This window comes from Micromonospora sp. NBRC 110037, assembly GCF_001652995.1.
In the GTDB taxonomy this organism is placed as follows: Bacteria; Actinomycetota; Actinomycetes; order Mycobacteriales; family Micromonosporaceae; genus Micromonospora; species Micromonospora chalcea.
The window spans coordinates 1433378-1455133 of sequence record NZ_BBVA01000002.1; the positions used below are offsets into that span (position 1 = coordinate 1433378).

Below are 21756 nucleotides of genomic sequence, written 5' to 3' on the forward strand. Positions count from 1 at the left end.
CCTCGGCCGGTTGTGGCGGGTCGGGACGACGTGTGGGAGAGGGAGGCTCAGGTGATGGACCACGGGCTGGCGCAGCGGTTCGAGCGGGAGCGGCCGCGTCTGCGCGCTGTGGCGTACCGGCTGCTCGGCTCGCTCACCGACGCCGAGGACGCGGTGCAGGAGACCTGGCTGCGGCTGGCCCGTACCGACCCGGCCGCCGTGGACAACCTGGATGCCTGGCTCACCACAGTGGTCGCCCGGGTCAGCCTCAACGCGCTGCGGTCCCGCGCCGCCCGCCGGGAGGACCCCCTCGACGTACGCCTGCCCGACCCGGTGGTGGACGCCGACGACCCGGCGCATGCCGCGGTCCTCGCCGACTCGGTGGGGCTGGCGTTGCTCGTGGTGCTGGACACGCTGAGCCCGGCCGAGCGGCTCGCGTTCGTGCTGCACGACATGTTCGGCGTGCCGTTCGACGAGATCGGCCCGCTCGTCGACCGCTCACCGGCGGCGGCCCGGCAGCTCGCCAGCCGGGCCCGCCGCCGGGTACGCGGACAGGCGCCCACCCCCGATCCCGACCTCACCCGGCAGCGGGCGGTGGTCGACGCCTTCCTCGCCGCCGCCCGCGACGGCGACCTCGACGCGCTGATCGCGGTGCTGCACCCGGACGTGGTGCTGCGCTCCGACGCGGGGACCGCCCGCGCCCGCCACACGGTCGTGCTCACCGGCGCGACGACGGTGGCCGCGCAGGCCACCACGTTCGGGCGGCTGTTCCCGCACGCCCGGCCGGTGCTGGTCAACGGCGCCGCCGGGGTGCTGGTGAGCGCCGGGGACCGCCCGCTGTCGGTGATGGCGTTCACCGTCACCGGCGGACGGATCGCCGCCGTGGACGTGATCGCCGATCCGCGCCGGCTGGCCGCGCTCGGCCTCACCGGCTGACCCGGAGCCCGCTCGGTCGGCCGGGACCAGGTCGGCTCAGTCGACCAGGGCCAGGTTGGCCATGTCGACCACCGGCCGGAAACCGAGGCCGGCGTAGAGCCGGTTCGACACCGGGTTGGCCTGGTCGGTGAACAGGCACACCCGCGCGCCCTCGGCCGTGAGCAGCCGGCTGACCTCGGCGACCGCGTTGCCGGCCCAGCCGCGTCCGCGCTGCTCGGGCGGCGTGTAGACCGGCCCGACCCGGGCCACGCCGAACGACGGCGGGTTGGCGGCGGTCAGGTGCACCGGAGCACCCGACCCGTCGGTCCAGAACCAGACCCGACCGTCCCGGATGCGGCGCAGCAGATCGGCGCGGTCGGGCGTCTCGTGGGCGCTCGTGCCGCGCGGGCGGCCCGCCTGCTCGTCGGCGTCGGCCATGAACGCGGCGAACCACGCCGCGACCAGGTCGACCTCGTCGGCGGTGGCCGTCCGCAACGCGCCCGGCGCCGGCGCGGGCGGCGTGAGCCGATCGAGCACGTGCAGCCGGGTGTGCTGGGCGACAGCGACCCGGCCGCCGTCGAGCCGGGCGACCTCCTCGGCGCAGGCGCGCGCGGCGGGCAGCGCGCCGTTCACCGCGCGGACCCGCTCGCCGCGCCGGTGCCACGCGCGGGCCAGCGCCTCGGCGGCCTCCGGCGGCATCGGCAGCAGGAACGCCGGTCGCGGCGGGAACGGCGCGGTACGCATCGCGGCGCCCACCACCGCCCCGGAGGCGTCCCGCACCACCAGCCACCAGTCGTCCTCGGGCAGCGCCATGCCCTCGGCGCGGCGGGCCGCCATCCGGCGCGTGACGCTGGCGACGACGGTGCTCACCACCGGGTCGGCGGCCAGGTACGCCCCGGCGGCGGCGAGGAACTCCTCCGGGTCGGCGTAGAAGCGCAGGGTGGGATCGGCGGTCATGCGGGCACGGTAGCCACTGCCCGCGGCCGGGCCGTAGCGGTTTTCCCGCCCCGGCTCAGGGTGCGATGCGCAGTCGCCGGATGCGGGTGTCGTCGTACTCCTCGAACCGGAACCGCAGCCCGGCGAACGGGCTGCCGGGGAAGTCACCGCTGATCGTGGCGGTCACGACCGTCCCGGCGGGTGTCTGCTCGACGTCGGTGATCTCGTACGACACCAGCGGCGTGCCGTCGCGCCAGGCGCGGATCTCCCCGATCCCGCGGTGGGTGCGGCCCTCGTCCTCGACCACCGCGTCGTCGGCGAACAACGCGAGCCAGGGCTCCTTGTCGGCCTGGCCGGCGAGCGCGAAGTAGCGGCGGACGATCTCGGGCGGGTTGCTCATGGACGCGATGTTAGGCGCCGGGACCGACAAGAAGCGCCGTGACGGTGGCGGTGGTGGCCAGCACGGCCAGCGCGGCGCTGGTGGCCACGAACCGGCCCAGCGGCACGGCCACCCCGGCGGCCCGGCAGCGCTCGTACCAGATCAGTGTCGCCAGCGACGCCCACGGCGTGGCCAGCGGGCCCACGTTCGTGCCGATCAGCAGCGCCAGCAACTGGGTGTGCCGGTCGGCCGCGATCACCGCCTCGCCGGCCAGGTACGCGGGCAGGTTGTTCACCGCGTTGCTGAACAGCGCGCCGACCGCGCCCGCCCGCAGCGCGCCCTCCGCGCCCGGGTCGGTGCCGATGAGCGTGCCCATCACGGAGTCCAGGCCGTACCGGCCGATGGTCTGCACCACCAGGAACAGCCCGGTCACGAAGACCAGCAGCCGCCACGGCACCAGCGCGAGCCGCAGCCGGTGCCGGGCCCGTACCGCGAAGCCGGCGACCAGGATCGCGGCGGCCACCCCGGAGGCGACGCCGATCTCCACCCCGGCGAGGATCCCGGCGACGAACAGCAGGCAGGCGGCGAGCGCGGTGCGGTAGAGCACCCGGTCCGGCGGCACGTACGGCGGCGGCGGGTCGAACGGATCGGCCCCGGCGCGTGCCGGACGCCAGTACCACCACCACAGCAGCAGCGCGGTGACCGCCACGGCGACCAGTTGCGGCCACCACATCCGGGCCGCCCACGGCACCGGGTCCAGGTCGACCCGGTCGCTGGCCAGGATGTTCGTCAGGTTGGACACCGGCAGCAGCAGGCTGGCCGTGTTCGCCAGCCACACGGTGGTCATGGCCAGCGGCGTCGGCGGCACGTTCAGCGCCCGGGCCAGCGCGATCATCACCGGCGTGAGCAGCACCGCCGTGGTGTCCAGGTTGAGCGCGATGGTGGTCACCGAGGCGAAGCCGACGCAGAGCCAGAACAGGGCCCGGAAACTGCCCCGCGCGGTCACCGCCACCCGGGTCGCGAGCGCGTCGAACACCCCGGCCACAGCGGTCAGCTCGGCCAGCACCACGACCGTGCCGAGGAAGATCAGGATCGGGATGATCCGCCGCATCGTGCCCTCGGCGTCGGCGCGCGGCAGCAGCCCGGTGAGCACGCACACCAGCCCGACCGCGGCCAGGCCGATCGCGATCCAGTCCAGCACGTGCAGGCGGCCCCAGCGGGAACGGTCGGGCACGGCGTTCGGCGGATCGCCGGGGGTCTCCACGAGTGATGATCCTCGCACATGCGGGCGTGGCGGCAGGAGCCCGACGCGGGCCCGATCCGGGCTGCCGAGGGTGTCGATCTGTTGACCGTCGGTGGCCATAATGACCACGTGGCTGTAGGCGCGCACCCCACCCGGTCCGACCGCCCCATCGACTTCTTCATCAGTTACTCACCGGCCGACGAGCGCTGGGCGACGTGGCTGGCGTGGGAGTTCGAGGCGGCCGGCTACCGCACACTGTTGCAGGCGTGGGACTTCGTCGCCGGCACCAACTTCATCGACTTCATGGACCGTGGCGTCCGCGAGGCCGAGGTCGTGGTGGCGGTGCTGTCCGAACGCTACCTGCACTCCACGTACGGCAAGCTGGAGTGGCAGGCCGCGCTGCGCGCCGACCCCGACGGCACCGGAAACAAGCTCGTCACGGTACGCGTCGAGGACTGCCCGATCGACGGGCTGCTCGCCACCATCACCTATGTGGACCTGGTCGGTGTGGACGACCCGGCGCAGGCCCGCAACCGGGTGCTCGACCGCATCCGGGAGGCGCTCGACGGCCGGGCCAAACCGATGCGGCAGCCGGCGTTCCCGCACCACCCGGCCGACCCGCACGGGGTGCTCGCCGCGCCCGCCGCCGGAGCGCCCGCGCCGCGCCGCGCCCGGCGTACCCCGATCAACCCGCCGCCGTTCCCGCCGGCCGCGGTGGCGCCGCCGACCGCCCGGGACACCGTCACCGTGCTCCAGGTCGCCGGGCCGCGCTTCGGCCGGGGCGTGATCACCCCCGGCGCGCCGGTCACCCCCGGCGAGGTGCAGGAACACCTGATGGGTGACCTCACGCTGCTGATGAACGACGGCGTGCCCCGGCCGGACCTGCTCGTCGTCGCCGGCAACCTGACCGAGTCGGGCAGCCCGCGCGAGTTCTCCGACGCGCTGAGCTTCCTCACCGGCCTGCGGGTGCTGCTCGGGCTGGAGCCGCACCGCCTGATCGTGGTGCCCGGCCCGCGCGACGTGACGATGGCCGCCTGCCGCGCGTACTTCGCGACCTGCGAGGCCGACGACGTCGACCCGCAGCCGCCGTTCTGGCCGAAGTGGCGGCACTACGCGCGCCTGTTCGACGACCTCTACCAAGGCCTCGAGGACCGGATCTTCGACAGCGAGCAGCCCTGGACGCTGTTCCCCGTCCCGGACCTGCGGGTGGTGGTGGCCGGGCTGAACTCCACCATCGCCATCACCCACCGCGAGGAGGACCGGTACGGCTTCCTCGGCGAGGCGCAGTCCAGCTGGTTCGCCCAGCGGCTGCGCCACTACCAGCAGTCCGGCTGGCTGCGGCTGGGCGCGATGGCGCACGCGCCGGGGGCGCGCAGCCCGTACGCCGACGAGGTGCCCCCGGACCCGGTGTCGCTGCGCGACCGCGGCGCGGTCAACCGGCTGGTCGGCCCGATGCTCAACCTGCTGCTCTCCGACGCCGCGCCGTCGGCCCGGGTCGACCCGGTGGTGCCGCTGGCCGCCGCGCCCCGCGACGGCCGGGCGCAGGTGCTGCGGCTCGGCGGCGACGGGATGACCCGCTGGGTGCTCGGCCGCGACGACCGCCTCGACTCCGGGGCGCTGACGGCGGTGAACTGGCCGCACGCCGAGGCGACGTTCGGCGCGGCCGGCCCGGCCCAGGTGCCCGACCCGCGCCGCCCGGTCGCAGTCGAGGGGGCCACCCAGGGCGTGGCGGTCACCGCCGCACCGGTGCAGCGCCTGCTGGACCGGCTCGCCGAGGTCTGCGAGGCCCGCTACGACCGGGTGGTGGTACGCCGCGTCGACACCGACCCGCCGCACCTCTACATCAGCTACCGCTCCGACGGCGTGGTCCGCCAGCAGCGCGTCGGCGCGCACGTGGGCACCCCCACCGCCGCCGACGTGGACGTCTTCGCCCGCCGGGTGCACGCCACCGATCCGGACATCGCCTCCGAACTGGTCTACGACGGTGACCGGGTGCCGCGCGGGCTGGCCGAGGAGGCGCAACGCCGGGGCGTGCGCGTGCTGCACCTGACCGAGTTCCAGGGCCTGCTCGACCTGCGTGACTACGTCGCGGCGCAGACCGCCCGGCTGCAGGCCGACCGCCTCTACCCGCCCGGGCAGTACGTGCCGCAGCGCTACCGCCATCTCGTCGGCGCCGACCAGCGCGTGCGCGACGACGTGGTGGACGAGCTGCTGGAGACCGTCTCCGCCCCGGACGGCCGGTTCGTGCTGGTGCTCGGCGACTTCGGCCGCGGCAAGACGTTCGCGCTGCGCGAGGTGGCCCGGCGGCTGCCCACCGCCGCGCCCGACCTGATTCCGATCCTGGTCGAGCTGCGCGCGCTGGACAAGGCACACTCCGTCGACGGCCTGGTCGCCGCGCACCTGGCCAACCACGGCGAGCAGGTGATCGACCTCAAGGCGTTCCGCTACATGCTGCGCCAGGGCCGCATCGTGCTGCTCTTCGACGGGTTCGACGAGCTGGTCGCCCGGGTCACGTACGACCGGGCGGCCGACCACCTGGAGACGCTGCTGCAGGCCGCCGAGGGCAACGCGAAGATCGTGGTGAGCAGCCGGACCCAGCACTTCAAGACCAACTCGCAGGTGCTGACCGCGCTCGGCGAACGGGTCGGCCTGCTGCCGCACCGGCGCGTGCTCGCCGTGGAGGACTTCACCCCCGGGCAGATCGAGGCGTTCCTGCGCAACCGGTACGGCGGCGACGAGCGGGCCGCCCGCGAGCGGATGGACCTGCTGGCCGGCGTGAAGGACCTGCTCGGGCTCTCCCGCAACCCGCGCATGCTCGGCTTCATCGCCAACCTGGACGAGGGGCGCCTCGCCGCGGTCGCCGGCGCGGGTGGCACGTTCAGCGCCGCCGCGCTGTATCGGGAGATCCTGGAGTCCTGGCTGGACTTCGAGGAGCGCCGCACCCAGGGCATCCCCGGCGCGCCGGTGAGCCTGCGCCGCCCCGAGCTGTGGCAGGCGGTGAGCCGGCTGGCGTTCCAGCTCTGGGAGAGCGGCGAGGCGTACCTGCGCCTGGCCGAGCTGGCCGAGTCCACCGGCCAGCTCGCCGGGCGCGCCGACTCGCGGCTGTCCGGCCCGCAGGCGGCGCACGCGGTCGGCGCGGGCAGCCTGCTCGTCCGCACCGACGACGGACTGTTCGGGTTCATCCACACCTCGGTCATGGAATGGCTGGTCGCCGAGGGCGTCGCCGAGCAGATCAACCGGGGCGAGGAACCGGCCGCGCTGGCGGTGCGGTCGCTGTCCGCGCTCGCCGTCGAGTTCCTCGGCGACCTCGCCGACCCGGCCCGCTGCACCGCCTGGACCGCTCGGGTGCTCGGCGACGAGTCGGCGGGGGAGACGCTGCGCGCCAACGCGCTGCGGCTGTCCGCCCGGCTGCGCCTGCCCGACCGGGCCGACCTGCGCGGCGCGGTGCTGCGCGGCGAGGACCTGTCGCACCGCGAACTCGCCGGCGCCGACCTCACCGGCGCCGACCTGACCGACGCGCGGCTGGTCGCCACGAACCTGACCGAGGCGCGGCTGGAACACGCCCGGCTGCGCGGCGCCCGCCTGGACCAGGCCCGCCTCGCCGGGGCGGACCTGCGCGACGCGGAGCTGGCCGGGGCGCGGCTGTTCCGTACCGACCTGCGCGGCGCGCGCGTGGGCGGCAGCAGCTGGCACCGCACCGCGCTGATCGACGTCAGCGCCGACGCGGCCATGCTGCGCGCCCCGGAGCTGCGCGGCGCCGTCGTCGCGCCGGGCCGGCCGGTCGCGCCGGGCCTGGCCCCGCCCGCGGTGGGCGTCGCCTACGGCTTCGAGGTGGGCCGGCTGCCGGTGCCGGCGGCGTACAGCCCGGACGGCGCGGTGCTCGCGGTCGGCAGCGACGACGGCGGTGTGCTGCTCTGCGACACCGCCACCGGGCTGCCGGTACGCACGCTCCAGGGACACCGCTCCCGGGTGTACGCGGTCCGCTACGACGCCGCCTCCCACCAGCTCGTCACCGGCGCGGCCGACCTCACCGTACGGCTGTGGGACGCCGACCACGGCGACGTGCGGCACGTCATCGAGGACGTCTTCACCGGCTGGGTGTGGCCGCTGCTGACCGACGGCCGCCGCGGCCGGCTCGTGGTGGGCGACGCGGCCGGCGTGGTGCGGCTGTACGACACGCGCACCGCCCGGCTGCGCCACGAGTGGCCCGGCCACGCCGCGCCGATCTGGGGCACCTCGTTCAGCCCCGACGGCCGGCGGGTCGTGGTGGCCGACAGCGGCGGCACGGTACGCGGCTGGGACATCCCCACCGGCCGGCTGGTGTTCGAGGTGCGCGAGCCGGAAGTCGTCTACCGGCTGGCGCACACGCCGGACGGGCGGCTGCTGGCCGCGGTCGGGCAGCACGGCCGGGTCTGGGTCCGCCGGGCGGCCGACGGCGAGCTGCTGCGCTCGCCGCGCGGCCACGAGGCCGACGTGTACGCCCTCGACATCCACCCCGACGGCACGCTGATGGCCACCGGCGACACGCACGGCGCGCTGCGGCTGTGGGAGACCGAGACCGGCCGGCCGGTACGGGTGCTCGGGCGGCAGCGGGGCGCGATCTACAGCGTCCGGTTCAACGGCGACGGCAGCCTGCTCGCCACCGCCGCCAGCGACGGCGCGATCCAGCTCTGGGACACCGACGACGGGCAGGTCCGGCACGAGCTGACCCGGCACCGCGGCTCGGTCTGGCCGGTGGTCTGGCGGCCGGACCAGAACCAGGTGGCCACCAGCAGCAACGACGGCACCACCCGGCTGTGGGACGTACGCACCGGGCAGCTCCAGCACACGTTGCGCGGGCACGGCCGGCGGGTCACCGCGCTGTCCTTCCGCGACGACGGGGAAGTGCTCGCCGCCTGCGGCAACGACGGCGTGATCCGGCTCTGGGAACCGCGTACCGGCCGCCTGCTGCGCCAGCTCGCCAGCCCCGCCGACCGGCTGCTGTCCGTGGTGTTCTGCCCCGAGGAGCCGCTGGTCGCCTCGCCCAGCGGCGACGGCGGCGTGCACCTGTGGAACACCGACACCGGCGCCGACGAGCGCGAGCTCAACGTGGACACCGACCACGTCTGGGCGGTCGCGTTCAGCCCCGACGGCGACGCGCTCGCCACCGCCAACGACGACGACACGGTACGCCTGTGGTACCGCCGCACCGGCCGCCACTTCGCCACGCTGACCCCGCACCGGGGCCGGGTGCGCACCGTCGCGTTCAGCCCGGACGGCGAGACCATCGCCACCGGCTGCGACGACCAGACGGTACGGCTGTGGGACGCCGCCACCGCCACCTGCCGGATGACGCTGGAACACCACACCGACCGGGTCTACTCGGTCGGCTTCAACAGCGAGGGCACGCTGCTGGCCAGCGCCGGCAACGACGGCACGGCGGTGGTCTGGGACGTGCAGACCGGCCAGCCGCGTGTCGTGCTCACCGAACACGACGGCCGCCTCTGGTCCTGCGCGTTCAGCCCGGACGGCAACCTGCTCGCCACCGCCGGCGACGACCTGGTGATCCGGCTGTGGGACCCGGTCACCGGCCGGCTGCACGGTACGCTGGCGGCACACACCCGGCGGGTCTGGTCGGTGCACTTCAGCCCGGACAGCAGCCTGCTCGCCAGCGCCGGTGACGACGGCACCGTACGCCTGTGGGACGTGGCCGACCCGGAGCACGCCCAGCTGCGGACCACGCTGATCGGGCTGCCGGACGGATGGGCGGCGGTCAGCCCGGACGGCCGGTACAAGCTGGACGGTGACCCCGGCGGCCAGTTCTGGCACGTCATCGGCACGTGCCGCTTCGAGGTGGGCGAGCTGGATCCTTACCTGACCCAGGTCCGCCGACTACCCGTGGACGCCCCCTTCTGACCCCCGCGAATCTCCCCGTGCTCTCCGCGGTGATCAAGGAGTTTGTGTCCCGATCCGCGCCCGATCCGGACACAAACTCCTTGATCACCGCCGTGGGCGCTGCCGGGAGGTGCTCGTCCCGCCGGGCCGCCGTGGGCGCCTCGTCCGAGGGCGGTCCGGAGATCTTGGTAGGAAAGGGTCCCTATGGGGGCCCTTTCCTACCAAGATCTACTGCAGTTCCGGGATGTGGTCCGCGAATCCTGGAATCCGGACACGCGTGGCTGGTGCGGGTGGCCGGGCAGGGGGCGGGTGGGCCGGCCGCACCCCATGCCCGCGATCTTGCACTTTGTGCCCGGGCGAACGGGACATTCGGGGCGCGACTCGGGCCGAAAGTGCAAGATCGCGGGTGCGGGTGCGGGTGACGCCGGGGCGGGTGAGGGCGGGGCGGGCGGGTGCGCCGCCCGCCCCGGGCCGGGACGCCGGTCAGCGGCGCCACTTCTGGTTGGCGGCGCCGGTGCAGTCCCAGATCTGCAGCCGGGTGCCGTCGGCCGAGCTGGGACCGGTGGCGTCCAGGCACTTGTTGGCCTGGGGGTTCACGATGTCGCCGGCCGCGCTGAACACCCACTTCTGCGCACCGGTGCCGTTGCAGTCGTAGAGCTGCACCTTGGCACCGCTCGCCGTGGACCCGGCGGCCACGTCGAGGCACTTGCCGAGCGCGCGTACCGAGCCGTCGGCGTTCCAGCTCCAGCGCTGGGCGGCGGTGCCGTTGCACGTCCAGAGCTGCACCGGGGTGCCGTTCGCGGTGCCGGCGCTGGCCACGTCGACGCACTTGTTGCCGTACCCGGTGATCTGGCCGCCGGTGCCCCCGCCGCCGTTGTCCCAGGCCTGGACCCGGACGTAGTCGATGGTCATGGTCTGCGGGAACGTCGTGCTGCCGTCCGGCGAGCCGGGCCAGTTGCCGCCGACCGCCACGTTCATGATCATGAAGAACGGGTGGTCGAAGACCCACCGGTTGCCGCCGATGTCGGCGGGCGTCTTGCGGGAGTACGCCACGCCGTCGAGGTACCAGGTGATCGAGTCCGGCGCCCAGTCCACGGCGAACGTGTGGAAGGCGTCGGCGAGCGCCTGCCCGCCGGGCAGCGAGGTGGAGGCGCCGACGCCGCTGCCGCCGGAGTAGCCGGGGCCGTGCAGCGTGCCCCAGACGGTCGACGGCGCGTAGCCGACGTTCTCCATGATGTCGATCTCGCCGCTGCCGGGCCACGGGTTCGTGCCGATGTCGTTGCCGAGCATCCAGAACGCCGGCCACAGCCCCTGTCCACGCGGGACCTTGATGCGCGCCTCGAACCGCCCGTACGCCTGGGCGAACGTGCCGTTGGTGAGCAGCCGGGCCGAGGTGTACTGGCAGCTTCCGTACCAGCAGTTGTAGCCGCCGGGGTTCTCCCGGCGGGCGGTGATGACCAGGTTGCCGTTGCCGTCGAGCGCGGCGTTGCGGGTGCTGTTGGTGTAGTACTGCAACTCGTTGTTGCCCCAGCCGCCGCCACCGATGTCGTAGCGCCACTTGCTCGCGTCGGGCGCGGCGCCGGCGGGGCCGTTGAAGTCGTCGGACCAGGTGACCGCGCCGGGGGCGGCGATCGCGGGGGAGTGGGGGACGACGGTGAGGGCGGCGGTGAGGCCGACCGCTGTCACCGCCAGGGCGGCGAGGGTACGGATGGTGCGCACGGGGCGCCTCCTGCGGGGTGGTGGCCGTTTCCGTCACGGCGGCCGGCCCCGCCGAACGGTTAACAAACCATACAAATAGACTTCGATGAAGGTATGAACGAAGTCGGTCGATGTCAAGAGAGCGTTTCCCGCCTGCGCTCCGAGACGGGCTCGGGCTCGCGCTGCCGCACCACTGTGGGCCGGCGCATGTCCCGCCACGGCCCGCCCAGCAGCGGCGTCAGCACCACCAGCAGGTAGCAGGCGCCCATCACGACCAGTGTGGACGTCGGGCCGAACCGGTCCGCGGCGAATCCCGCGCCGACCGCGCCGGCCGGCATGGCCGCCCACGCGCCCGCGCCGATCACGCCGTACACCCGGGCCCGCATGGCCGGCGGCACCCGCTCCAACTGGACCGCGCCCATCAGCGGGTTGAGCGCGCCGGCGGCCAGCCCGGCCATCGCCACCACGGCGGCCACCACCGGCAGCGGCGGCGCGGCGGCGAGCGCCCACAGCGGTGGGGCGCCGCACAGCGCGTACGCGGTGACGAACGTGGCCCGGCGGGGCAGGCGGTGCCCGATCGCGCTGAACACCAGCGAGCCGACCAGCGCCCCACCACCCATGACGCCCACCAGCAGGCCGAACGCGGCCGGCCCGCCGAGTTCCCGTTCGGCGACCACCGGCAGCAGCACCTGGCTCTTGGCCGCGTCGAACAGGTTCGTCACCAGCACCAGCAGGACCATGGCGCGCAGCAGCGGCTCGCGGACCAGGAAGCGCAGCCCGGCGGCGAACTGCCGCCAGTAGCCGCCGGTCTCCGGCTCGCTCCCGTCGTCGGACGGCCGCAGGCCACGCGGCACCAGCAGTGTCACCACGAGCGCCGACACGGCGAACGTCACCGCGTCCAGCGCCAGCACCGGCACCGCCCCGAACACGCCGACCAGCAGGCCGGCCAGGGGTGCGCCGATCATCCGGGCGCCGCGCGAGGTCGCGTCCTCCCACCCGGCCGCCCGCTCGATCGGCACCCCGGCCGCCGCCGCGGCCTCCGGCAGCAGCGCGGTGCGCGCGGTCTGCCCCGGCGTGTCGAGCAGTCCGCTGACGAAGACCAGGGCCAGCAGCGCCGGGAACGGCAGGCCGACGGTGGAGTGCAACAGGGGTACGGCGGCGATCGTCACGCCGGAGACCACGTCGGCGAGCACGCTGGAGCGCCGGTAGCCGATCCGGTCGACGAGCACGCCGCCGAACGCGCCGCCGAGCACCACCGGCGCGGTGGCGAACGCGCCGGCCAGCCCGGTGGCGGCCGGTGAGCCGGTCTCGGCCAGCACGTAGAGCGGCAGCGCGATGAGCGTGAGCACGTTGCCGGTCAGCGAGACGGCGTGCCCGATCAGCAGTCCGGCCAGCGGCCGGCGGTCGCGGGTCACCGCGGCCCCCGGTACGCCTGCCAGATGAGCGTGACCATCTCCGCGCCGGGCCGGCCGGCGGCGCCGCGTTCCCGCCAGCGCCGGCCCAGCTCGGACAGTTCGTCCCGCAGCTCCACCAGCTCGTCGGGGGTCAGGCGCAGCACCGTGTCGCTGCTCGTGGTGCCGCGGACCCAGGCCGGGTCGAGGTCGGCCTCCGATTCCAGGTACGCCTGGTAGCGGTCCACGTAGCGCTGCATGGCGGCCTGGCGCAGCAGGTTGCCGGCGAGCCGGCGCTCGGGGTCGTCGAGCAGTTCGAGCGGATCCCAGTCGGTGGTGGCGTGCGCGGCCCGCCACCACCGTTCGCGCCGGTCCCGGGCCAGTTCGGGGGCCTCGGTCACGAAGCCGTGCTCGGCCAGCTTGCCGACGTGGTAGCTGACCGAGCCGACCGCCTCGCCGGTCCGCTCGCTCAGCATGCCGACGGTCTGCGGGCCGCGCAGGCGCAGCTCGCCGAGCAGCCGCAGCCGGGTGGGGTGGGCCAGCGCCCGCATGGCGCGCGGGTCGCTGAGGCGCCGGTTGCCGGTTCCGTCGGTCATGCCGTCAGGCTAGACCGACAAGAAGTAATGTACAAGGAGTCTTGTCGAATCTCCTCGGGTCTCAGTCGAGGCAGAACTCGTTGCCCTCCGGATCGGTCATCAGCACGTGCCCCGCCTCCAGCGGGGGAGCGGGCTCGAAGCGCCCGACGCGCGTCGCGCCGAGCGGAACGAGCAGGTCGGCCGCCGCCTCCAGCGCCGCCGTCCGGGCCTCGCCGGTCAGGCCGGGCGCGGCCCGGACGTCCAGATGCACCCGGTTCTTGACCCGCTTGGACTCCGGCACCCGCTGGAAGAACAGTCGCGGACCGGCGCCCTCCGGGTCGACCACTGCCGAGGCGTCGTTGTGCCGCTCCGGCGGAACGCCCATCGCGGTCAGCGCCTGCTCCCACGAGTCGAAGCCCTCCGGCGGGCCCTGGACCCGGTAGCCGAGGACCTCGGCCCAGAACGCCGCCAGCTTCGCCGGGTCGGCGCAGTCGATGGTGATTTGCACGTCGCGGGCCATCTCGGCTCACCTTCCGTCGGTCCCGCCGGCGAACCGGCGGCACGTGTGATCGGTCGCCGTCCAGCCTGCCGGAGCCAGCGGACAGCGACTGTCCTCAACACGGGACGGATCAGGTTCGGCGGCCGGTGGCGCGGCCCTTGAGCCGGCGACCCAACTCCCGGGCGATCTCCTTCTTCGCGTCCCGCTCGGCCAGCGCCTGACGCTTGTCGTACGACCGGCGGCCCCGGGCCAGGCCCAGCTCCACCTTGGCCCAGCCGTCGGCGAAGTACATCGACAGCGGCACCAGCGTGACGCCGCCGTCGCGCAGCTTCTCCAGGATGCGGGCGATCTCCACCCGGTGCAGCAGCAGCTTGCGGGTGCGCCGGGGCGCGTGGTTGGTCCAGGTGCCGAAGCCGTACTCGGCGATGTGCAGGCCGTACAGCATGATCTCGCCGTCGCGCTCCTGGGCGAACGCGTCGACAAGCGACACCCGCCCCTCGCGCAGCGACTTGACCTCGGTGCCGGCCAGCACGATGCCCGCCTCGTACGTCTTGAGGATGTCGTAGTCGTGCCGCGCCTTCTTGTTCGAGGCGATCAGCTTGCGCCCGTTCTCCCTGGCCACGCGAGCAGGGTACCCGCGGGCGGCGACTCCGGGCCGGTCGCCGGGCGGGTCGCGGCCACCCAGCCGGTGGTGATCAGCAGCAGCGCCGCGCAGTAGGTGGTCATCACCAGCAGGCCCCGCCCGGGCAGCTCGATCCCGGCCGCGCCCACGCCGATGAGCAGGTCGGAGAGGAGGAAGAACGCGCCGCCGGCGGCGACAGGCGCGGACACCCCGGCCGCGGCGGCGGCCATCAGGCACAGTGCCAGGCTGTAGCCGAGCACCGGCAGCCGCAGCGGCCCGAGCATGCCCCACAGCAGCGCGTTCGCCCCGGCCCAGGCGAGCAGGTAGCCGGCCCACGCCACGACCGGCGCGCGCCGGTGCCGGACGAAGGCGGTGATGAACGCGATCTGGGTGACCAGGAAGAAGCCCATGCCGGCCAGGAACGCGGTGTCACCCTCCAGGAGCAGGGCGACGTCGCCCGCGGTGGCGGCGACCAGGCCGACCGCCACCGCGTCCACCCGGCGGCGGCGCTCCCAGAGGTACGCCAGCAGCACCGGCGCGAGCAGCGGCTTGGCCAGCCACTGGAGCACCGTCGAGTCGAGCGCGACCCCGACCAGTTCGACGGCGGCGACCAGCCCGAACAGGAGCAGCATCCAGGAGCGCCTCATCGGGCCGGCTGCCAGCCCGGGCGGCCGAACAGGTAGCCGAGTCGGTGCCGCCAGCAGTCGGCCCGGCGTACGTCGGACCAGATCGCGGCGAACTCGTGGGTGGCCACCCGCAGCGGGTTGTAGGTGCCGATGTTCTTGGTGAGGCCGTAGCGCGCGGAGGCCCGCTCGGGCTCGAACGTGCCGAACAGCCGGTCCCAGATGATCAGGATGCCGCCGTAGTTGCGGTCCAGGTACTCGGTGTTGGAGCCGTGGTGCACCCGGTGGTGCGACGGCGTGTTGAAGATCCACTCGATCGGCCGGGGCAGCACCCTGATCCGTTCGGTGTGGAGGAAGAACTGGTAGAGCAGGCTGACCGACTGCTGCAGGAAGATCATCCACGGCGGAATTCCGAGCAGGGCCAGCGCGAGCCAGAACGGCAGCGAGGTCATCGGCGTCCAGCTCTGCCGCAACGCGGTCGAGAAGTTGTAGTAGACGCTGGAGTGGTGGACCACGTGGCTGGCCCAGAGCACGCGCACCTCGTGGTGCGAGCGGTGGAACCAGTAGTAGGCCAGGTCGTCGGCGAAGAACAGGATCACCCAGGTCCACCAGTCGCCGGGGGACAACTGCACCGGCGCCACGGTCCACAGCGCCGCGAACAGGCCGACGGTGAGCAGCTTCCACGGGAAGCCGATGATCTGGCTGCCCAGCCCCATGGACAGGCTGGTGGTGGTGTCGCGCAGCTCGTAGCCGCGCTCGTCGTCGTCGGGCAGGAAGCGGTAGGAGACCGCCTCGATCACGATCAGGAGCAGGAACGCCGGGACGGCGTACAGCACGGCGGGGATCATGCGCGCGCTTCCCTTCCGGGGGTGGTGGTGGGGGTGGGGGTGACCGGCGCGGTCAGCAGCTCCCGGGCGTGCCGGGCGGCCGCCGCGCCCTGACCGGAGGCGATCGAGGTGGCGAGACGGCGGTGCCCGGCGACGTCGAGCAGTTCGGCCGCGCGGGCGTCCGGGGGGACGTCACCGACCGCGAACGTGCCGGCCACCAGGCTGTTGAAGGCGAGCTGGTAGGCGGTGTTGCCGCTGCCGCGTACGACCAGCCGCCAGATGGCGATGTTCGCCTCGTTCATCAGGTCCAGGTCGGGGGCCAGGTCGCCGTACTCCTCGGCGGCCCGGACCACGGCGGCGACGACGGCCGCGTCGCCGCGCTCGGCGCACAGCCGGGCCGCGTCGATCCCGACGCACGCCCGCATCTCCAGCATGTCGCGCACCAGCGTCTCGACCGGGAGTACGTCACCGGAGCGGGCCAGTGACAGCGCCAGGTCCAGCCCGGCGTGGACCCGCCAGTCCAGCACCCGGGTCGCGCCGCCCTGGCTGACCCTGACCAGGCCGAGCTGCTGCAGGCGGCGCAGCGCCTCCCGGACCGCGTGCCGGTTGACCGCGAACGCGCCGGCCAGCTCGCGCTCGCCGGGCAGCGTCTCGTCCGGCGCGTACCGGCCGGAGACGATCGCGTCGCGCAGCCGGCCGAAGACGTGGTCGGAGACCGAGACGCGGGGCGCGGGATCGAAGGTCATGCGCAGCAGTGTGGCCCCGTACACATCAACCCGTCAACTGGTTGTACCAGTCGAGTTCCGGGGCGGCCGGTGCGTGCCGCAGCGGTCACCCCTCGTATCCTTTCCGCCGTAGGAGCCGCCAGAGGGAAGGAGCCGGTGTGAGCGACGGGGTCGAGACGTTGGAGTTCCAGGCCGAGGCCCGTCAGCTGTTGCAGTTGATGGTGCACTCGATCTACTCGAACAAGGACGTCTTCCTGCGCGAACTGATCTCGAACGCGTCCGACGCGCTGGACAAGCTGCGGCTGGAGTCGCTCGTCGACAAGGACCTGCCGGCCGACACCTCCGACCTGCACATCGAGATCGAGGCCGACAAGGACGCCCGTACGCTCACCGTGCGGGACAACGGCATCGGCATGACCCGTGACGAGGTGGTCCGCCTGATCGGCACCATCGCCAAGTCCGGCACCGCCGAACTGCTGCGCAAGCTGCGCGAGTCCTCCGACGCCGCCGCGTCCCAGGAGCTGATCGGCCAGTTCGGCGTCGGTTTCTACGCCACGTTCATGGTCGCCGACAAGGTGACGCTGCTGACTCGCCGCGCCGGACAGTCCGGCGGCACCCGCTGGGAGTCCACCGGCGAGGGCACGTACTCGATCGAGGAGGTCGAGGACGCACCCCAGGGCACCTCGGTCACGCTGCACCTCAAGCCCGTCGACACCGAGGACAACCTGCACGACTACACCGCCGAGTGGACGATCCGGGAGATCGTCAAGCGCTACTCCGACTTCATCTCGTGGCCGATCCGGATGACGGTCGACAAGCCCGGCGAGGACGGCGCCACCACGCGCGAGGAGCAGACGCTCAACTCGATGAAGGCGCTCTGGGCGCGCTCGCGGGACGAGGTCGACGAGGCCGAGTACAAGGAGTTCTACCGGCACGTCGCGCACGACTGGGCCGACCCCCTCGAAACCATCCACATGCGCGGCGAGGGTACCTTCGAGTACGAGGCGCTGCTGTTCCTGCCGTCGCACGCCCCGCTGGACCTGTTCTCCCCGCAGGGCCGCCGCGGCGTGCAGCTCTACGTCAAGCGCGTGTTCATCATGGACGACTGCGACGCGCTGATGCCCAACTACCTGCGCTTCGTCAAGGGCGTGGTGGACGCGCACGACCTGTCGCTGAACATCTCCCGGGAGATCCTCCAGCAGGACCGGCAGATCCGGGCGGTGCGCCGCCGGCTGGTCAAGAAGGTCCTCGCCACGCTCAAGGACATGTCCGCCGAGTCGTACCGCACCTTCTGGACCGAGTTCGGCGCGGTGGTCAAGGAGGGTCTGCTGGAGGACCCGGACAACACCGAGACGCTGCTGGAACTGGTCCGCGCCGCCAGCACCCACGACCCGGCCGAGCCCACCACGCTGCGGGCGTACGTGGAGCGGATGAAGGACGGGCAGAGCGAGATCTACTACGCCACCGGCGAGAACCGGGCCACCATCGAGAACTCGCCGCACCTGGAGGCGTTCCGCGCCAAGGGCTACGAGGTGCTGATCCTCACCGACCCGGTGGACGAGGTGTGGGTCGAGCGCGTCGGCGCGTACGACGGCAAGACGCTGCGCTCGGTCGCCAAGGGCCAGGTGGACCTGGAGACCGAGGAGGAGAAGGAGAAGGCCGAGGCCGAACGGCAGGAGTTCGCCGACCTGCTCACGTTCCTCGGCGGCGCGCTCGCCGACAGCGTCAAGGAGGTGCGCCTGTCCACCAGGCTGACCACCTCGCCGGCCTGCGTGGTGGGCGACGCGCACGACATGACGCCGACGCTGGAGAAGATGTACCGGGCGATGGGCCAGGAAGTGCCCCAGGTCAAGCGGATCCTGGAGCTGAACCCGGCCCACCCGCTGGTCACCGGGCTGCGCAAGGCGCACGGTGAGGGCGGCGACACGGCCGCGCTGACCGAGACCGCCGAGCTGCTGTACGGCATGGCGTTGCTGGCCGAGGGCGGCGAGCTGGCCGACCCGGCCCGGTTCACCCGCATCCTGGCCGACCGCCTGGCCCGCGGCCTGTAGCCCGACCCGACCCGGCCCGCTTGATCGACTCCACTACGCCGAGGTGGCGGTATCTGGGTGCCCCCGATGCCTCCACCTCGGCGAGCTGGTGTCGATCAAGCGCCGGGAAGTCGATCCGGGTGGTTGTCGGGTCAGTCCTTCGCCGGGCTCGTGCGGGCGGCTGGCTGCCGCTTGATCGACTCCAGCTCGCCGAAGTGGTGGTATCAGGCGGGCTCTGACCCCGCCACTTCGCCGAGCTGGTGTTGATCACCTGGGGCGTCCCGGAATGAGGAAGATCGATCGCAGTTGGAGGGACGCTCGGGGCTCTAGATGAGTGAGGGCTCTGGCGGAGATGGTCTTGCGGGCCCGCGTCGGCGGGGCGGCCCCAATGCGCAGGTGTCGAGCGGGTGGATCTGACGGAGCGCCGCTTGGCGAGCGTCGGCTGATGTCGGGCTCTTGTCGAAGGCTGTTGATCGGCTGTGTCCGGGCGGTTGTCGTGGCTTGCGCTTGATCGACACCATTGCGCCGAAGTGGCGGCATCGGACGGGTTCTGACCCCGCCACCTCGGCGAGACGGGTCTGTTCAGGGGAGCGCGGGGTAGAGCGCTGCCACCCCACCGGACAGCCCCGCCTGGACCCGGCGGGCGACGTCGTCGGCCAGGATCTCGTAGCTGCCGGACTCGATGCCGTCGGCGGCGAGCCGGGCGACGTCGGCCGGGTGGGCCTTCGGGCCGGGCACGGCGGCGGCCATCTCGGTGTCCATGTAGCCCACGTGCAGCCCGGCGACCCGGACGCCCCGGCCGGCCAGTTCCAGGCGCAGCGCGTTCGTCATCGACCACTCGGCGGCCTTGGCCGCGCCGTACGCGCCGACGCCGGGGATCGTGAACCAGGACAGCGCCGACAGCACGTTCAGGATCGTGCCGCCGCCGTTCGCCGCGATCCGGGGCGCGAACGCGCGTACCACCGACAGCGTGCCGAGGTAGTGCGTCTCCAGCTCCAGCCGGATCTGCGCGAGGTCACCGTCGAGCAGGTCGGCGCCGGTGCTCACGCCGGCGTTGTTCACCAGCAGCGTCACGTCGCCGGCCCGCTCCGCGGCGGCGGCCACCGAGGCGGGGTCGGTGATGTCGAGGCGTACCGGGGTGACGCCGGGCAGGTCGACGGTGTCCGGGTTGCGGGCGCCGGCCCAGACGGTCGCGCCGCGCGCGACGAGTTCGGCGGCCAGGTGCCGGCCGAAGCCACGGTTGGCGCCGGTGACCAGGGCGGTGCTTCCAGCGATCTTCATGTCTCGCTCCGAGGGGTGGGGAAGGAAGGTGGGTCAGGCGGACAGCAGGCCCGGACCGGGCAGGACGGCCAGCTCGCCGGGCGGTACGTCGTGTCCGGCGTCGCAGCGCAGCCGGGCGTGCACGGCCGCGCCGCACTCGTCGTGGGTCAGCCGGACGGCCGGGCCGGCCTCGTCGGCGGCGTACGTGTCGCCCCACTGCCGCAGCGCGACCAGCACCGGGATCAGGTCGCTGCCCTTGGCGGTGAGCACGTACTCGTCGCGGGTACGCTGCCCGGGCTCGCGGTAGGGGCGCCGGTCGAGCAGCCCGTCGGCGACGAGCTGCTTGAGGCGTGCGGCGGCGACGGGCTCGCTGACGCCGACCCGCCGCGCGAAGTCGTCGAAGCGGCGGGTGCCGAACGACGCCTCGCGCAGCAGGAGCAGCGTGGTGCGGTTGCCGACCACCTCCAGCGCCCGGGCGATCGAGCAGTTGGCGGTGGACCAGGAGTCACGCTGGGCAAGGAGGTCCGTCATGGCTTCGACGGTACCCCCTGACTTAGGAAATCAAAAGTCAGCTACCTCACAGCTGGCCGGGGAAGAAGCCGTGCCGGGCCAGCGGCTCGACGATCTGGTGCTCCTCGTACGACAGGTGCGACAGCAGCGTGTCGGTGAGCAGGTCCACCGCCTCCTGGAGCTGCGTGAAGTCGCCGGGCCGGTGGACCAGTTCCACGAGCGCCCGGTCGACGCCCTCCACCACCCCGTGGATCACCACGTGTTCCTCCTCGAGGCGGTCGAGCACGGCCGCCAGCCCGGCCTCGGAGCGGCGCAGGTGCGGGAAGATCGAGGCGTCCTCCAGCCCGTGGTGCTGGGTGACCATGGTGCAGTAGGCCGCGCAGTACGCCCCGAGCGTCCAGTTGTTCTGCCGCATGGTCATCTCGTTGAGCGCCGCCCGCGCCCGGCCCGGCGAGACGGCGCCCCGCTTGACCTGTTCCAGCAGGTCGCGCACCTGGGCCAGCTCCTGGCGCAGGTGGTCGTGCACGTCCACCAGGTGCTGCCCGGCGGCCTGCCCCCGGGGTGGGTAGACCTGGCCGGCCGGAGGCGGCGGGGCGGTCGGCCGGGTCGACTCGTCCCAGGGGCGGCGCGCGCTCAGACGTACCCCCGGGTCGGGGGTGGGGGTGACCGCCAGCGTGGCCGCGCCGCCGGTGGCGGCCGTGTCGTCGGCGACCGCGCGGGCCCCGCTGCCGGGCGCGGTGCGCTCGGCGGCGACGAGCTCGCGGACCGCCGGCGCTACCTCCTGGGCGAAGATCTGGATCGCGCGCGGCTCGTCGCTGCCGAGGATGAACGTGGTGACGCCGTGCTCCAGCGTGAGCCCGGCCAGCTCCTCCACCCACTGCTCCGGCGGGCCGGCCAGGAAGCCGGCCGACGAGCGCGCGAACGTGCCGGTCACGTTGAGCATGCGGCGGATCTCGGCCGGGTCGCGCCCGGCAGCCTCGGCGCCCTCGTCCACGAGCGCGTTCAGGGCGGGCAGCTCGTCGGGGCCCTTGGGCAGGTAGGACAGGGAGGGCAGCCAGCCGTCCGCGGCGCGGCCGACCAGGCGCAGCATGCGCGGCTTGTACGCGCCGACCCAGATGCCCACCCGATGCGCGGGCGCCGGACCGCGCTTGGCGCCGACCACCCGGTAGTGCTCGCCGTCGACGCGGATCATGCCGCGGCGGTCGGTGTCCCAGACCTCGCGGATCACCCGGATCGCCTCGTCCAGGGCCTCGACCGCCGCGCCGGGGGACAGGCGCCGCCCGCCCGTCGCCTCGATCGCGTCCCAGAACGCGCCCGCGCCGAGTCCCATCTCGACCCGGCCGCCGGTGAGCAGGTCCAGGCTGGCCACGCTGCGGGCCAGCACCACCGGCTGGCGCAGCGGCAGGTTGAGCACGTTGCCGGCCAGGCGGATGCGCTCGGTGACGGCGGCCACGTAGGACATCAGCGTCCAGGTGTCCAGGAAGCCCGGCTGGTACGGGTGGTCCTGGAACGTGACCAGGTCCAGCCCGACCTGTTCGCAGAGCGTGGCCAGCGCCACCACCTGGTCGGGTTGCCCGGCGGCGGGCGTGATGAAGCCGCCGAAGGTGAGCTCGTGTCCGTGATCGGTCATCCGTCCCGCCCCTCCCGTGATCTTGCTCGGCCCTGCCACG

The 21756-nt window shown here is 73.5% G+C and carries 17 protein-coding genes; 3 read left to right on the forward strand and 14 right to left on the reverse strand.

Annotation, left to right across the window (positions count from 1 at the left end; genetic code table 11):
- Window positions 1-54: 54 nt before the first annotated feature.
- On the forward strand, window positions 55-915 hold the full coding sequence (sigJ, locus tag A4R25_RS05485; protein ID WP_064445833.1) for an RNA polymerase sigma factor SigJ: 861 nt from the start codon (window positions 55-57) through the stop codon (window positions 913-915).
- A gap of 36 nt (window positions 916-951) precedes the next feature.
- On the opposite strand, the gene A4R25_RS05490 is transcribed toward sigJ, so the two are convergent.
- From A4R25_RS05490 to A4R25_RS05500, 3 genes are read right to left on the reverse strand one after another with little or no spacing between them, the layout of a single operon-like run.
- Window positions 952-1851: a GNAT family N-acetyltransferase gene (locus A4R25_RS05490; protein ID WP_064445834.1), complete on the reverse strand. Its 900-nt coding sequence runs from the start codon at window positions 1849-1851 to the stop codon at window positions 952-954.
- Window positions 1852-1906: 55 nt separating this feature from the next.
- The gene (locus tag A4R25_RS05495; protein WP_043323765.1) at window positions 1907-2230 is read right to left on the reverse strand and encodes a nuclear transport factor 2 family protein; all 324 of its coding nucleotides are present in this window, start codon (window positions 2228-2230) and stop codon (window positions 1907-1909) included.
- Between the two features lie 10 nt (window positions 2231-2240).
- Entirely contained in the window at window positions 2241-3473 is a 1233-nt protein-coding gene (locus A4R25_RS05500; RefSeq protein ID WP_043323767.1) for an SLC13 family permease, read from the reverse strand.
- A 108-nt stretch (window positions 3474-3581) separates the two neighbouring features.
- Here A4R25_RS05500 and A4R25_RS05505 point away from each other — a divergent pair, with 108 nt between their 5' ends.
- A complete protein-coding gene (locus A4R25_RS05505) occupies window positions 3582-9347 on the forward strand; it encodes a TIR domain-containing protein (protein WP_064445835.1) in 5766 nt (1921 codons plus the stop codon).
- Between the two features lie 462 nt (window positions 9348-9809).
- Here A4R25_RS05505 and A4R25_RS05510 read toward each other — a convergent pair whose 3' ends face one another.
- The 8 genes from A4R25_RS05510 to A4R25_RS05545 form a co-directional block, all read right to left on the reverse strand.
- Window positions 9810-11045 (reverse strand): glycoside hydrolase family 16 protein, encoded by a 1236-nt coding sequence (locus A4R25_RS05510; RefSeq protein WP_064445836.1) that lies wholly within the window; start codon window positions 11043-11045, stop codon window positions 9810-9812.
- 113 nt (window positions 11046-11158) lie between these two features.
- On the reverse strand, window positions 11159-12439 hold the full coding sequence (locus tag A4R25_RS05515) for an MFS transporter (RefSeq protein ID WP_064445837.1): 1281 nt from the start codon (window positions 12437-12439) through the stop codon (window positions 11159-11161).
- Window positions 12436-13011: a helix-turn-helix domain-containing protein gene (locus A4R25_RS05520; protein WP_064445838.1), complete on the reverse strand. Its 576-nt coding sequence runs from the start codon at window positions 13009-13011 to the stop codon at window positions 12436-12438. The genes A4R25_RS05515 and A4R25_RS05520 overlap by 4 nt, the downstream gene beginning before the upstream one ends.
- Before the next feature lie 61 nt (window positions 13012-13072).
- A complete protein-coding gene (locus tag A4R25_RS05525; protein WP_064445839.1) occupies window positions 13073-13510 on the reverse strand; it encodes a VOC family protein in 438 nt (145 codons plus the stop codon).
- A 109-nt stretch (window positions 13511-13619) separates the two neighbouring features.
- Window positions 13620-14111 carry an SsrA-binding protein SmpB gene (gene smpB / locus A4R25_RS05530; protein ID WP_064445840.1) on the reverse strand — a complete coding sequence of 164 codons (492 nt, stop codon included), beginning with the start codon at window positions 14109-14111 and terminating at the stop codon, window positions 13620-13622.
- Window positions 14084-14758, reverse strand: a complete 675-nt coding sequence (locus A4R25_RS05535; RefSeq protein WP_064445841.1) for a lysoplasmalogenase — start codon at window positions 14756-14758, stop codon at window positions 14084-14086. Before A4R25_RS05535 ends, smpB begins: the two co-directional genes overlap by 28 nt.
- Window positions 14755-15582: a sterol desaturase family protein gene (locus A4R25_RS05540; RefSeq protein WP_043323784.1), complete on the reverse strand. Its 828-nt coding sequence runs from the start codon at window positions 15580-15582 to the stop codon at window positions 14755-14757. The genes A4R25_RS05535 and A4R25_RS05540 overlap by 4 nt, the downstream gene beginning before the upstream one ends.
- Window positions 15579-16307 carry a FadR/GntR family transcriptional regulator gene (locus A4R25_RS05545; protein WP_043330104.1) on the reverse strand — a complete coding sequence of 243 codons (729 nt, stop codon included), beginning with the start codon at window positions 16305-16307 and terminating at the stop codon, window positions 15579-15581. Before A4R25_RS05545 ends, A4R25_RS05540 begins: the two co-directional genes overlap by 4 nt.
- Window positions 16308-16444: 137 nt before the next feature.
- Here A4R25_RS05545 and htpG point away from each other — a divergent pair, with 137 nt between their 5' ends.
- On the forward strand, window positions 16445-18337 hold the full coding sequence (htpG, locus tag A4R25_RS05550; protein ID WP_064445842.1) for a molecular chaperone HtpG: 1893 nt from the start codon (window positions 16445-16447) through the stop codon (window positions 18335-18337).
- Window positions 18338-18898: 561 nt separating this feature from the next.
- Here htpG and A4R25_RS05555 read toward each other — a convergent pair.
- The 3 genes from A4R25_RS05555 to A4R25_RS05565 are packed head-to-tail and all read right to left on the reverse strand — an operon-like array spanning window position 18899 to window position 21716.
- A complete protein-coding gene (locus A4R25_RS05555) occupies window positions 18899-19597 on the reverse strand; it encodes an SDR family oxidoreductase (RefSeq protein WP_064445843.1) in 699 nt (232 codons plus the stop codon).
- 33 nt (window positions 19598-19630) lie between these two features.
- Complete coding sequence (locus A4R25_RS05560; RefSeq protein ID WP_043323791.1) at window positions 19631-20107, reverse strand: helix-turn-helix domain-containing protein; 477 nt, start codon at window positions 20105-20107, stop codon at window positions 19631-19633.
- A 46-nt stretch (window positions 20108-20153) separates the two neighbouring features.
- Entirely contained in the window at window positions 20154-21716 is a 1563-nt protein-coding gene (locus tag A4R25_RS05565; protein ID WP_064445844.1) for an LLM class flavin-dependent oxidoreductase, read from the reverse strand.
- Between the last annotated feature and the right edge of the window lie 40 nt (window positions 21717-21756).

What these genes read in the sequence shown, in the direction of transcription:
- A4R25_RS05565 (WP_064445844.1), bottom strand. Translation starts at nt 21,716, where the DNA reads ATGACCGATCACGGACACGAGCTCACCTTCGGCGGCTTCATCACGCCC.
- A4R25_RS05555 (WP_064445843.1), bottom strand. Translation starts at nt 19,597, where the DNA reads ATGAAGATCGCTGGAAGCACCGCCCTGGTCACCGGCGCCAACCGTGGC.
- A4R25_RS05535 (WP_064445841.1), bottom strand. Translation starts at nt 14,758, where the DNA reads ATGAGGCGCTCCTGGATGCTGCTCCTGTTCGGGCTGGTCGCCGCCGTC.
- A4R25_RS05540 (WP_043323784.1), bottom strand. Translation starts at nt 15,582, where the DNA reads ATGATCCCCGCCGTGCTGTACGCCGTCCCGGCGTTCCTGCTCCTGATC.
- A4R25_RS05490 (WP_064445834.1), bottom strand. Translation starts at nt 1,851, where the DNA reads ATGACCGCCGATCCCACCCTGCGCTTCTACGCCGACCCGGAGGAGTTC.
- A4R25_RS05495 (WP_043323765.1), bottom strand. Translation starts at nt 2,230, where the DNA reads ATGAGCAACCCGCCCGAGATCGTCCGCCGCTACTTCGCGCTCGCCGGC.
- sigJ (WP_064445833.1), top strand. Translation starts at nt 55, where the DNA reads ATGGACCACGGGCTGGCGCAGCGGTTCGAGCGGGAGCGGCCGCGTCTG.
- A4R25_RS05560 (WP_043323791.1), bottom strand. Translation starts at nt 20,107, where the DNA reads ATGACGGACCTCCTTGCCCAGCGTGACTCCTGGTCCACCGCCAACTGC.
- A4R25_RS05520 (WP_064445838.1), bottom strand. Translation starts at nt 13,011, where the DNA reads ATGACCGACGGAACCGGCAACCGGCGCCTCAGCGACCCGCGCGCCATG.
- A4R25_RS05545 (WP_043330104.1), bottom strand. Translation starts at nt 16,307, where the DNA reads ATGACCTTCGATCCCGCGCCCCGCGTCTCGGTCTCCGACCACGTCTTC.
- A4R25_RS05525 (WP_064445839.1), bottom strand. Translation starts at nt 13,510, where the DNA reads ATGGCCCGCGACGTGCAAATCACCATCGACTGCGCCGACCCGGCGAAG.